The following is a 12453-nucleotide window of genomic DNA, read 5'->3' as shown; positions in this document are numbered from 1 at the left end:
TGAAGAGCTGGTAAGGCTGGATAAAATCCAGATGTTCTGTTAACGTTCCAGCCGTCGATAGATCGGATCCATTTGGTGATTCGCGATCATCCGGGAGGCTGCATACGATGGCGTGGAATGAGGATAGTGCCCGGAAACGAATCCGGGATTTCATGGAAAGCGTGCCGCAAGGCGACATAAAGGTCGAGGACTTTCGCACGTTCCTCACTGAGGCTCGGGTGCAGAAGGGTATGGCTGCCGACGCATCGGTCCGTGCCGCGTTGGTCGACATCCCGCGCAATAGGGCAATCACCACGGATGCCGTTCACATCTACGCTAATCTCATCGACTTCAACGACGTTTTGACCGAGGCGGGGCGCGAGACGGAGGCAAGCCATAAGCGGGCGCTGGAATTTCTCCATGCCCATTACCAAGGCTGTGACGAGCTCATCGACGAATTCGAGATGCAGCGGGTCGATTTCCACGGATCGAGGCTGCATGCCGTTGTCCTGGCTCCTGAAGGGGCCGAGAATGAGGGCGAACGTGTTCGCGTCGCTGTGGCATTCTCCGCTGCGTTTCGTGAGTTGGTCGAGAGGCTCGGCGACAAGCATCCGAATTTCAAGACGGGTGTCTGCATCGGCATCGACAGCGGACCCGCTGTCGCCATTGATTCAGGTCGGCGCGGTGAACGCGAACCGCTCTTTATCGGTAGCCCGGCGAATCACGCGGCCAAGCTCGCTGATGGGACAGATGAAGGCCTGAACCTGAGCCCGGGAGCGGCCTCCGCGATCGGGCAAATGGCCGAACCGCTCGCCAAGAGCGTATTCCTCAATGAAGAGGTCGCACGCCGTTATCTCGGCGACGAAATCACTACAGCAGGCGTTCGGCAGACTGCCAACGAGCGGCTCGAAAAAGCATACGCCGCAGTGCTCGAAGGTCTTGACGCGCGGATCAACTCAGACAATGGCGAAGCGGTCTTCCGGTTCCATCACAAGGAGCCGCCACTGAAGGACCTAGTCTACGCAGACCATCCACCGAGCAATGCGATCCGGATGGAATTGGCATCGATTTTCGCCGACGTGGACAACTTCACAGCCTATATCGACAATGCCATCGCGACGGGCGGGATCGCCGAGGCGGTGGCCAATCTACATGTGATCCGCGCCGAGATGGGCGCGGTCTTGCGCGATGACTTCGCCGGTCGAAAGGTGCGCTATATCGGGGACTGCGTCCATGGCCTGCTTGCGGAAGGAAGCAAGACCGAAACCAATGCAATGGATACGATGAAGAAGTCGGTGGATGCTGCGGCTGGGCTTCGCTCTTCCTTTGACCTGTGTCGCGAAATGCTACCTGGAATAGCCGACCTAGGCCTTGCTATCGGCATTGATTATGGCACCACGCCGATCTGTCGGCTCGGCCTACGCGGCGATGCCAGTGTTCGCGCAGCTGCCAGCCGGGCGACCTGCGTGTCCGAAGCGGAACAGCGGCGCTGCAACGGAATGGAGACAGCGCTGGGCGAGAACGCATATCGTAATTCGCCTGCAAGCGTTCGCGAAGCCTTCGGCAACGAGCGGATATTCCAGAACCTGAATGCAGATACTGCTGAGGTGATGCTGGGGACAATGTCTTCGCCCTACATCAACACAGGTGCGGACGCAGAGCCAATGCGCGCACATGAGCCTGAGGCATCCCCGCCAATGCGGGCTCATGATCGCAGGTGAAATCAGCCATCTTATACCTGGCTGAAACTGCTCCAGCTTGGTTTTCAATTGAAAAGTCGAATAGAGATAACCTCGTTGGCCGTGCTCGGCTGCCTAAGACACCTTGGGCAGCCGACGGCCTTCACCTGCATGTCTTCGGGAGAGAGGTTCCACGGGCCCGCGAGGAAGTCTCTGGCACTGATTTGCCGTGCCGATGTCCGGAGCGACACATTCAAGGGGACCAAACCTTTTGCCTGGGTCTGCGCTATCTCAGAGTGCAGTCGCCGGAGAAGGCTCGTCAGTGGTGGGTGCAGCTCGACCAATTCCTTAAATGCCAGGGCGTCGCTGAACTCACGCGCGTTTGGCCCGTAAACCAGTCCCTAGATCATGGTGAAGCGGGCGAACATCATGAGCGTGCCCTTTCGCTTGCTGCCGAAGCAGGTCTGGAGGAAGAGTACGCGTCGGCGCGCCTCGGTGAGCCAAGTTGGCTGACCGATCCCAAGCTTCACCTATTCGACAAGAAGGGCCGACCCATCAACGGTCGGGCTCCGTGTCCCCGAGTTTGCAAACGACGTGCTCGTGGCCGCTTCGTTCGGACCCTCCGAACCGATTGCGATAACCGCCAGCTACTGGTCGATCTTGCTTATGCTGAGCACCAACGTCGGACAGCGCTCGACAAGTATTGGAAAGCAGTTTTCGCCAGCGGCGAGAAATGCTGCCGAACGATGCGCGGGTGTCCGCTTGCTGCCTATGAAGACCGGCCTGAAGGCAACGGAAAGGAAAATTCATGAAGGACATCGATACCATTCAGCGTCAGTTAGATCGGGTCCTTGGGTTCTTTCCGCGTGTGGAAAGAAGGATCAACGCCCTGTTCGGCGTGAACACGCTCATTCTTATAATCGCGACTCTGAACGTTTCCGCTGGCGATTTTCGCCTCTGGTATGTCGCGATTCCTGGATCGCTGTTCCTAGTCGGCCTGCTCGTGTCATACTACCATCTGTTCCGCGCGAACTTCCCCGACGATCAGGGAGGAGAGAATAGTCTCATCTTCTTCAAGGAAATACAGAAACGGACGGAAGCGAATTATATCGCAGGATTTATTGAATGCAGCGAGGCAGAGTTTCGGAACGACCTCTTAGGTCAGGTTTGGCGCAACTCGTGCATCGTCTGCGAAAAATACCAAGGCGTGAAGCTCGCAATCCTTAGCACTGCAATCAGCATCGCCCCCTTTGTCGTGTTCCTAGTTGTGACAAGCACCCTCCATGCCCGCATCCCATTGTTGCATGGGTGACTAACCAGGATGCTTCAGTATCAGGAGAATATCGCTACCCAAACGCCAACTTCGAACGCGCGATCACAGGCGCCTAATCTACTGTGCGTCGAACGAGCAGGAACCCAGTAAGCAGCTCGTGGCGAGCTTATAGAAGAACGGCGCTTTTTGGGTTTCTTTGGGCTTCGCCCGAATGGTCGCTATTGGGGCGCGAAGCTGCCGTCATGGCAATTCGATCAAAATTCTCCAATGATCTGAGTGCCCATCTTCGTCCTCTTTAGGGCACCAATCCTTGCTCCTGCAGTGATCATCCGCCCCTTTCGGGGGAACCCTTCGCGCTTGCGCGCACCGCGCGCGGCGATACGATGCGTCCGCGCGGACTCCCTTCGCGCCGCGACGTATCCCCCGGGAGCAATATGCCGATGACCGTCACCTTCTACGACTGCAAGACCGCTCCCAGCCCGCGCCGCGCGCGCATCCTGCTGGCGCTCAAGCAGGTGCCGCACGAAAGCGTCGAGATCGACCTGCGAAGCGGCGAACAGCTGGGCGAGGCGTTCCGCGCGATCAACCCGGCCTGCACCGTCCCTGCCCTGAAACTCGATGACGGCCATGTCCTCACCGACAATGCCGGGATCGCCGCATGGCTCGAGGCGGCCTATCCCGATCCGCCGCTGCTCGGCACCGACCCGTTCGAGAAGGCCGACATCGCCAGCTGGAACGCCCGGATCGAGGGCGAGCTGGGCTGGGGCGTGGCGAGCGCGCTGCGCAATTCGACTCCGATGATGAAGGGCCGCGCACTGCCCGGTCCCGACGATTACGAGCAGATCCCCGCGCTCGCCGAACGCGGGCTCAGACAGGTCGACAATTTCTTCGCCCGGCTCGACGACCATCTCGACGGGCGCGAATTCATTGCCGCGGGCAGGCTCTCGGTTGCCGATGTCACCTGTTTTTGCTTCACCGATTTCGCCCGCGTGGTGAAAAAGCAGCCGAGCGAGGAAATGACCAATATCGCCCGCTGGCGCGAGGGCTTGCGCGCCCGCAGCGAGTTCCAGCTTTGACCGCGCGACGGGCAACGCGCACTGCCCATACGAGGAAACCAGCAGGATGAAATCACGCGCCGCAGTGGCATTCGAGGCCAAGCAGCCGCTCGAAGTGGTCGAGATCGATCTCGAAGGCCCCAAGGATGGCGAAGTGCTGGTCGAGATCATGGCGACCGGCATCTGCCACACCGATGCCTATACCCTTGCCGGGCTCGACAGCGAGGGGATCTTTCCCAGCGTGCTCGGCCACGAAGGCGCAGGCGTGGTGCGCGAAGTGGGCGCCGGCGTGACATCCGTCGCGCCCGATGACCATGTCATTCCGCTTTACACGCCCGAATGCCGGCAGTGCAAAATGTGCCTGTCGGGCAAGACCAATCTGTGCAGCGCGATCCGCGAGACCCAGGGGCGCGGGGTTATGCCCGACGGCACCAGCCGGATGCGTTACAAGGGCGAGACGATCTATCACTACATGGGTTGTTCGACCTTTTCGAACTTCGTCGTGCTTCCCGAAATCGCGCTTGCCAAGATCAGGACCGACGCGCCGTTCCAGTCGGCCTGCTATGTCGGCTGCGGGGTGACCACCGGCGTTGGCGCGGTCATCAACACCGCCAAGGTCCAGCCGGGCGACAACGTCGTGGTTTTTGGGCTCGGCGGGATCGGATTGAACGTCATCCAGGGCGCGAAACTGGCGGGCGCGGACCGGATCGTCGGGGTCGATATCAATCCGTCCAAACAGGCATGGGGCGAAAAGTTCGGGATGACCGATTTCGTCGATCCGTCGCAGACCCGCGACGTGGTCGGACATATCGTGGAAATGCTCGATGGCGGGGCCGATTACAGCTTCGATTGCACCGGCAATGTCGAGGTCATGCGCGACGCGCTCGAATGCTGCCACAAGGGCTGGGGCACCTCGATCATCATCGGGGTCGCCGAGGCCGGGCGCGAGATCGCCACCCGGCCGTTTCAGCTGGTCACCGGGCGCAACTGGCGCGGCACGGCTTTCGGCGGGGCCAAGGGGCGCACCGATGTGCCCCGGATCGTCGATTGGTACATGAACGGAAGGATCGCGATCGATCCGATGATCACGCACACGCTCGCGCTCGAGGACATCAACCGCGGGTTCGATCTCATGCATTCGGGCGAAAGCATCCGATCTGTGGTGTTGTTCTGATCGTCTTTGACGCGATGCAATTCGCCTTGCAGGAAAATTAGCCAGCGTTGATCGACGCTTAACCTTACGCGCGCATAACGGGCGCAATGGACGCGGAAGATCGCCTGAAAGGATTGGTTAACGGGCGCTGGCTTTTTGCCGGTGCGGTGGGGCTCGGCTATTTCGCCGCTGCTCTGGGCGCGCTTGCAATCGGTCTCACGAGCGGCGGGATTGCGACGATCTGGCCGGCCAGCGGGGTCCTCGTGGCAGCGCTGCTGCTGGCGCGGACCGATCGGGTCGCACCAGTGCTGATCAGCGTCGGGATTGCCAGCCTTGCCGCCAACTTGCTGATAGGCAATGCGATCCTCGCCGCATCCGGCTTCACCATTGCCAACCTGGTCGAAGGCTTCGTCATCGCTCGGCTGATCCGAGCGCTGATGAGCGAGGGCGCGCGGTTCGACGACCTGCGCTCGATCGCGGCCTTCCTCGTTGCCGCGCTGACCGGCGGCGCCTTGAGCGCGGCGATTGCAACCGTCCTTGGCGGCGCATTGTCCTTCGCCTTCTTCCAGTCCTGGTTCACCACCGTCGTGCTCGGCACGCTGGTTGTCACCCCGCTGCTTCTCACCCTCGCGCTCGAGACGCCGTGGCGGCGTCACAAGCCGCGCCCCTTGCACGCACTGGGCCTTGTCGGCCTGCTCGCGCTCATCGTCGCGGGAAGCCACCTGATCTTCGCATTCGAACGCGATTTCCTGCTGTTCCTGCCGCTGATCGGCGTGATCGCTGCCACCTATATCTATGGCGCTACCGGAGCAGCGCTAAGCATTTCGGCGATTGCGCTCACCATGGTCGCATCGAGTGACCTGGGCATCGAGGACGGACAGGCGCTCGGCACCTATACCGATCTGCTCGCCATGCAGTTCTATATCATGTGCCTTTTGTTCGCCGCCTGGCCGCTGACCGCGATGCTGGCCGAAAAGGAACAGCTGATCCGCCGCTATGCGGAAACCAACGATTTCCTCGTGCTGGCCGAAAGCGCCGCGCAGGTCGGGCACTGGTTCTTGTCGACCAAGTCCACCGTCACGGTCTGGTCCGAGGAGGTCTATCGCATCCACGGGATCACTCCGGGCGATGACGATCAGCGCGGCCTTCGCGACCTTGCAGACCCCGGATCGCTCAATCTCTACCACCCCGACGACCGCGAAAGGGTGCGCGCGATCCTCCTCGATTCGCTCGAAAACGCCAAGCGTTTTGATTACGAGGCGCGCATCGTGCGCAGCGATGGCTCGGTGCGCCACGTCGCGAGCGTCGGCCACCCCCATTTCGACTATCGCGGCCGGTTCGACGGGCTGTTCGGGACTATCCGCGACATCACCGAGCAGGTCCGCACGCTCGAGGAGCTGCGCGAGGCGCGCCGCCAGGCGCTCGAGGAGGCGTCCAACGCCCTGCGGCTGTCAGAGACCGACGAGCTGACAGGCATCGCCAACCGCCGCAAGGCGCTCGCCCGCCTGCGCGGCGCGGGCCGGGCCGCGCGCGCCCAGGGCAAGCCGCTTTGCGTCGGGATCCTCGACATCGACCACTTCAAGTCGGTCAATGACCGCTTCGGCCACCCGGTCGGAGACATCGTGCTCAAACGGGTCGCCGAGACGATCGACCAGTCGCTCGACCGGACTCAGCTGATCGGGCGCCTTGGGGGCGAGGAATTCATCCTCATACTGCCCGGCGAGACCGAGGCCAGCGCCTACCTGATCGTCGAACGGCTGCGCGCCGAGATCGCCAGCCTGTCCTGGGGCGATGACGGCCCCGAACGGCTGACCGTGAGCGCGGGGCTTGCCGATATCGATCCCTATGGCGATGTCAGCGCGACCTTGCGCCGTGCGGACAAGGCGCTTTACGAGGCCAAGCAATCGGGCCGCGACACGCTGCGGCTGGCAGGATCGCTGCGCGGTTTCGACGAAGCGGTGCGCAGCCTCTCGGCCTGACGATCAGGCCCGTCCAGGCTCGGCCAGGGCCGCGATCATCGTGCGCAATTGCTCGGGATAGGCGCGTGCTATGCCTTCATAGCCATCAGCACCGTAGAACCGCGTGAGCATCGATTGCGCAGCCGCGAAATACTCGATCGCCGACAAGGCCATGAAGACCCGCGCGACCTTGTCGCAATGCTCGACCGCTTCCATCCCTTCGACTTGCGACAGGACGCTTACGATCTCCTCGATGAAGGTCTTGAAGAACCATTCCTCGGGCGGGGCATCGCGGCGCTGGTCCTCGATCAGCTCGCGCATCAGCAGCTTCACATCAAGCGGGTTGGCGATCGCCAGGTCGTAAATGCCCAGCATCATGTCGGCGAACTGCTCGACCGGCGCGCTCGCGGGGTCGATCCGCTCGCGCATGTTCTCGAGCAGGCGATCGGCGATCGTCTTGAGAACGACTCTGTAAAGATCGTCCTTGCGGCGGAAGTGATAAAGCAGCGCCTGCTTGGTCAGGCCGATCTCGCCCGCGATCTGGGCGATGCTGGCGCCATAGAAGCCACGCTCGGCGAATTGCCGGTGCGCCGCGTCGAGCAGCGCCTGGCGGGTGTCATCCTGAGTCGGCTGGGTGTTGGGTGCGTCCATCAGGTGCCGATAGAGCAAAAGGCGCCGTTGAAAAAGCCGAGTGGTTCGTCCGAAGGCGGATTGCCAGCCGGCGGGTGCATCGCGAAGACCTCGCCGAAGATCATGGTGTGGTCGCCCGCGGGAAACAGCGACCAGCGCCGGCATTCGAGATGGCCCAGCGCATCGCCGATTACCGGAAGACCGTTTGCGCTCTGGATGAAATCCTGCGGCCGCAGCATGGTGTCGCCGCGCGCGGCATAGCGCCGGGCAAGCCCCGCATGGCGCTCGGCCAGTATGCTTACCGAAAACATGTCGGCATCGGCATATGTATCGAACTGGCTGGCATCGTTCTGCAGGCTCCAGCACACCAGCATCGGGTCGAGCGAGACCGAGACGAAGGAATTGATCGTCATCGCGCTGACTGATTGCGGCCCGGCGGGCACGGCAACGACGCATACGCCGGTAGCGAACAGGCCCATCAGCTTGCGGAAATCGGCGCGGATGTCGCTGGAAGTCTGGTCTTCGGTCGGCTCGGTCTTGGGCAAGGATCGCTCCGGCTTCTCGATTGGTCGCCTCCAGTAAAGGAGGTTCGCTCGCTCGTTCTCGGGCGGCGCTGCGCCAAGCCCGGGCGATTGTCAATCCGTGCAGGGCTGACCTGCTGGCTGCGCCCGGCGCTTAGGCAGCCCTGGCAGCAGCGAGAAGGTCGGCGAGGTCGCTGCGGACCTGGGCGAGCTGGCCGGGGTCGGGGCGCGCGATATTGCGGGCAAGCGTTCCCGCAAGGCCGCCGTAGAAGCGCGTGAGCGCGCCGTGGAGCGGGTTGCCGGGATCGACCCCGCGCGCAAGGTAGAGCGCGATGGCCTGCGCCCGGGCAATCGGTTCGCCAGGCACCGCGTCTGCCGACCGTTCGAGCGCGACCAGCGCGCGCCCGATATCGGCAACCGCCTCTTCGAGGCAGATGCGGGTGAGGTCCTCGCCCGAAGACGCCTCGATCCGGGCCTCGAGATCGACGCGGCGATAGATGTCGGCGGGCTTGCGGGCGAGCATCTGCATCAGTTCGACGTGTTCCACGCCTCGATCTGCTGCTGGAGGAAGCCCAGCGTCGATTGCGAATTGGCGATCCGCCGCTCGGCCGCGACCAGCTCGCGGGTCAGCCGCGCGCGCAAGCTTTCCTGCTGTTCGGCGATCTTGGAGAGGCGCTCGTCATTGCGCTCGATCCGGTCCTCGAACCGGGTCAGCGAGCCGCCCAGCGAACCCGGATCGCTCGACAGCGAATTGGCGCGCGCGAGGTTATCGACCGTGGCAAACACGCCAAACGCGCCGGTGGTGAACATGGCAGCAACGGCATCGGGGCTGGCTTCGAGCGTGGCGGCGAGCCGTTCGCCGTCGAGCGCAAATGTCCCGTCGCGATTGGTCTTGAGCCCGAGATCGGAAAGCGTCGCGGGTTCGCCAGCAGCGGCGTTGGGCATCACGATCTCGCTGGTCAGCCGTTGCAGGTCGCGCTTCAGTTCGCGCGCGCCCGGATCGTTGCCGAGCGTGCCTCCCAGCGCCGAGGCTTCCTCGTTGAGCAGGCCCGCAAGATCATTGAGCGCGGCGACGAAATCGCTCATCACGTCGCTTACGGCATCGAGATCGTTGGAGAAGGACACGGTCGTCGGCGCGCCCGCATTGGTCGCCTTGAGATCGAAGCTCATCCCCTCTGGCAGGCCGGTCACCAGATTGCTCGCGCTGCTCATCGCCACCGTGTCGAGCGAGAAAAGCGCATCGCGCGAGGTCTGGCGCAGCTGGCCGGTATCGTCCTGTGGCCGCCAGGCGAGATATTTGAGATTGCCCGGCTCGCTGGCCCCGCTGCCACCGGGCACGCGCATGACGAAGCCGCTCTGCGCCCCGTCCTTGCTCTTGACCACCAGCTGCGCGCCATCGGTCCCGGTCGAGACATAGGCTTCGAGCTTGCCTTCGGATTGCGCGGTGATCTTGCCCGCGAGGCTGGAAAGCGTGTCGGTAGCCTCGACCGCGATGTCGAGATTGGGCTGGGTCGTATCGCGGGTGAAGCTGGTCTCGGTCACCTCGCCGAAGCGAAAGCGCAAGGTGCCCGCCCCGACGAGATCGTCGGCCGAGCCATAGGCATCGGAGACCACCATCTGCCCGCGCGCGAGCTGGGAGACCTCGAGCGAATAGGTGCCGGTCGGTGTCAGTCCCGGTGTCGTCGAGACCGAGACGAGGCCGGGATTGTCGATCTCGGCGCGAGGTGCGAGATCGCCATTGCGCACCCTGTCGCCAAGCGCGCTGGCAAGCCCCGTCAGCGAGCTGCGCAGCAGCGAGGCCGCCGAGATCTGCGCCTCGAGCGCCTCGTTGCGGGTCTCGATATTTGTGCGCTGCACCGAATAGGTCGCATCGGCGAGATCGCTTGCGAGGGTGATGAAATCCACGCCGCTGCCCGCGCCGAGCGTGGTGATGATTGCTGAGCCTGCGCTTTCCATGCCCTTGAGAACGGCGGTTTGCGCACGGGTTTAAGCGGTCTTTTCGGGTTTGCCCTCGGCGTCGAAACGCATGGCGCGCGGCACCTCGACCGCGGGCCTCGGCGGGGTCTCGCCGCGCTTGATCGAGAGCACGAATGCCACCAGCGATGCGATCGCGACATAGAGCTCCTCGCGCACCATCTGGTTGGCGCGGGTGGTGAAATAGAGTGCCCGCGCCAATTGCGGGTAATGCAGCACCGGAAGGCCAGCCTCGCTCGCCAGTTCGCGCATCGCCATCGCGGTTTCGCCGCGCCCCTTGGCGAGCACCACCGGGGCGGGCGCAAGCGCGGGGTCATAGGTCAGCGCAATGGCGAAATGCATGGGATTGACGACGAGAAACTGCGCGTCCTTCATCGCGCTTGCCACGCTTCCGCGCGCCATGTCGCGCTGGCGCTGGCGCTGCGCCATCTTGACCTCGGGCGAGCCCTCTGTCTGCTTGTTTTCATCGCGCAGGTCCTGGTGGCTCATCTTGAGCCGCTTGTTGCGCTGAAACCGCTGGAGCGGATAGTCGATCAGCGCGATGACCAGCAGGCCCAGCACCAGCATTCCGACAAGCCCGCTCGCCGCGTCCCAGGCAAAGGCGAGATTGCCCCTGAAGGTGCCGCGTCCGAGGCCCAGCAGGTTTTCGAGATTGAGCGCAATCCAATAGGCGGCGATGCTGCCGAGCAAAGCGAGCTTCAAGATCGATTTTCCCAGCTCGATCAGGCCCTGCAGTCCGAAAATGCGCTTGAGGCCGGAAAGCGGATTGATCCGCGAGGCCTTGGGCTTGAGGTTTTGCGGAACGAAGCGCCCCTCGCCCAGCAGCAATTGCGAAGTCACCGTGACCGCGATCACCGCCAGCCCGATCGCCAGGACCGGCGGCAGGACCGCCTCTGCCGCGCGGGCGAAATGAGCGGTCGGCTCGAATGTGCGGATGTCGAAGGAAAAGCTCGCCCGCGCCACTCCGGTCAGACTGTCGAGCAACCAGGGGCCGATGCCTGCGAGCATCAAGGCTCCCACGCTCATCGCCGCCGCGGTCGACACCTCTTTCGAGCGCAGCGTGTCGCCCTTGAGCGCGGCGTCGCGCTTCTTCTTCGGCGTGGGATCGAACCGCTTTTCGCCCGAACTCTCGCTCATCGCCTAGCGCCCGTGTCCGGCGAGAAACGCGACCTGATCGATCGTGGCGGAAAGCAGGTCGGTGAACTGGCCGATCACGATCGGCATGACGATGATCAGCGCCGAGATCCCGGCGAGAACGCCCGCCGGAAGGCCCAGCGCGAACAGGTTGAGGGCGGGCGCCGAACGCGAGATCGTGCCGGTGACCACCTGGACGGTCAGCAAGACCAGCACCACCGGAAACGCGATGGCCGCGGCGGTGACGAAGCAGAACCCGGCGAATTCGACGATCGCGCGCGCCTCGCCATGGCCCACGGCGAAACTTCCAGCGGGCAGCACGCGGTAGCTTTCGATCAGCAATTCGAACCAGAGCAGATGCGCGCCGATGGCGTAGAACAACAGCGTGAGCACCAGCCCGAAATAGCTTCCCAGCGCGCCCGATTGCGCGCCGCTGGCAGGGTCGATCGAGGTCGCGATCGCAAGGCCCATCGTGCCCGCGATCTGCTCGGCCGCGATCAGGGGGACCGCGAAGGCGACCTGGAGCACGAAGCCCAGCGCCGCGCCGATCACCATTTCCTGGATTATCGCGAGCACGGCGGCAAAGCTCAGCATGGCGGGGATCGAGACAGGCGGCGCCCAATGGACGACGAACATCGCGAAGACCAGCGCGAGTAGCGCACGCAATTGCGGCGGGATCGCATTTCCGCCGATCATCGGCGCAGCCAGCAACGCCGCGCCGCAGCGGATCGACAGGAACAGGACCTGCCACAACTGCGCCTCGAGCGGGCCGAAACCGAAATCGGCGATGGTCATCGCGCGCCTCTCGTCCGACCGGGCACGGTCAGGCTGCGATGCCGGCGATCTGGGCGAATATCTCGCGCAGGAAATCGGAAAGCAGCGCGATCATCGTTCCGCCCAGGAACACGAAGACCAGCGCGATCACCAGCAGCTTGGGGACGAAGGTCAGCGTCTGTTCGTTGACCGATGTGGCGGCCTGGATGATCCCGACCAACAAGCCCACGGCAAGCGCGCTCAGCAGCACCGGCCCGACAATGAGCGCGGTGACCCAGAGCGTCTGATCGGCCAGAGCGAGAAGCTGGGTTTCCTGGTCCATC

General features: G+C 63.2%; 13 protein-coding genes. 6 read left to right on the top strand and 7 right to left on the bottom strand.

The annotated features are described in order from the left end of the window. The first annotated feature begins 152 nt into the window (after nt 1-152). The 6 genes from ACKTSM_RS03475 (at nt 153) to ACKTSM_RS03450 (ending at nt 7118) form a co-directional block, all read left to right on the top strand. Nucleotides 153-1700 carry a hypothetical protein gene (locus ACKTSM_RS03475; RefSeq protein ID WP_407875749.1) on the top strand — a complete coding sequence of 516 codons (1548 nt, stop codon included), beginning with the start codon at nt 153-155 and terminating at the stop codon, nt 1698-1700. Further along, on the top strand, nt 1697-2470 hold the full coding sequence (locus ACKTSM_RS03470; protein ID WP_407875748.1) for an E2 domain-containing protein: 774 nt from the start codon (nt 1697-1699) through the stop codon (nt 2468-2470). The genes ACKTSM_RS03475 and ACKTSM_RS03470 overlap by 4 nt, the downstream gene beginning before the upstream one ends. Continuing rightward, on the top strand, nt 2467-2970 hold the full coding sequence (locus tag ACKTSM_RS03465; protein WP_407875747.1) for a Pycsar system effector family protein: 504 nt from the start codon (nt 2467-2469) through the stop codon (nt 2968-2970). The genes ACKTSM_RS03470 and ACKTSM_RS03465 overlap by 4 nt, the downstream gene beginning before the upstream one ends. Before the next feature lie 401 nt (nt 2971-3371). Then, nucleotides 3372-4007 carry a glutathione S-transferase family protein gene (locus ACKTSM_RS03460; RefSeq protein ID WP_407875746.1) on the top strand — a complete coding sequence of 212 codons (636 nt, stop codon included), beginning with the start codon at nt 3372-3374 and terminating at the stop codon, nt 4005-4007. A 46-nt stretch (nt 4008-4053) separates the two neighbouring features. Further along, nucleotides 4054-5160 carry an S-(hydroxymethyl)glutathione dehydrogenase/class III alcohol dehydrogenase gene (locus tag ACKTSM_RS03455; protein ID WP_407875745.1) on the top strand — a complete coding sequence of 369 codons (1107 nt, stop codon included), beginning with the start codon at nt 4054-4056 and terminating at the stop codon, nt 5158-5160. 86 nt (nt 5161-5246) lie between these two features. Then, nucleotides 5247-7118, top strand: a complete 1872-nt coding sequence (locus tag ACKTSM_RS03450) for a diguanylate cyclase (protein WP_407875744.1) — start codon at nt 5247-5249, stop codon at nt 7116-7118. A 3-nt stretch (nt 7119-7121) separates the two neighbouring features. Here the strand turns inward: ACKTSM_RS03450 and ACKTSM_RS03445 are convergent, their stop codons facing one another. The 7 genes from ACKTSM_RS03445 to fliQ form a co-directional block, all read right to left on the bottom strand. Next, a complete protein-coding gene (locus tag ACKTSM_RS03445; protein WP_407875743.1) occupies nt 7122-7748 on the bottom strand; it encodes a TetR/AcrR family transcriptional regulator in 627 nt (208 codons plus the stop codon). Beyond that, the gene (locus ACKTSM_RS03440) at nt 7748-8272 is read right to left on the bottom strand and encodes a flavin reductase family protein (protein WP_407875742.1); all 525 of its coding nucleotides are present in this window, start codon (nt 8270-8272) and stop codon (nt 7748-7750) included. Before ACKTSM_RS03440 ends, ACKTSM_RS03445 begins: the two co-directional genes overlap by 1 nt. Before the next feature lie 130 nt (nt 8273-8402). Next, complete coding sequence (locus ACKTSM_RS03435; protein ID WP_407875741.1) at nt 8403-8795, bottom strand: flagellar protein FliS; 393 nt, start codon at nt 8793-8795, stop codon at nt 8403-8405. After that, on the bottom strand, nt 8777-10204 hold the full coding sequence (gene fliD, locus ACKTSM_RS03430) for a flagellar filament capping protein FliD (RefSeq protein ID WP_407875740.1): 1428 nt from the start codon (nt 10202-10204) through the stop codon (nt 8777-8779). The genes ACKTSM_RS03435 and fliD overlap by 19 nt, the downstream gene beginning before the upstream one ends. A 30-nt stretch (nt 10205-10234) precedes the next feature. Further along, nucleotides 10235-11359, bottom strand: a complete 1125-nt coding sequence (locus ACKTSM_RS03425; protein WP_407875739.1) for a flagellar biosynthesis protein FlhB — start codon at nt 11357-11359, stop codon at nt 10235-10237. A 3-nt stretch (nt 11360-11362) separates the two neighbouring features. After that, nucleotides 11363-12151, bottom strand: a complete 789-nt coding sequence (locus ACKTSM_RS03420; protein ID WP_407875738.1) for a flagellar biosynthetic protein FliR — start codon at nt 12149-12151, stop codon at nt 11363-11365. A gap of 28 nt (nt 12152-12179) precedes the next feature. Further along, complete coding sequence (fliQ, locus tag ACKTSM_RS03415; protein WP_407875737.1) at nt 12180-12452, bottom strand: flagellar biosynthesis protein FliQ; 273 nt, start codon at nt 12450-12452, stop codon at nt 12180-12182. Nucleotide 12453: the final 1 nt, after the last annotated feature.

Origin of the sequence: Qipengyuania nanhaisediminis, assembly GCF_045862805.1 — a bacterium.
Classification (GTDB): Bacteria; Pseudomonadota; Alphaproteobacteria; order Sphingomonadales; family Sphingomonadaceae; genus Erythrobacter; species Erythrobacter nanhaisediminis_A.
The sequence above is the reverse complement of the archived record's forward strand: the minus strand, read 5'-3'. Positions and strand labels throughout refer to the sequence as shown.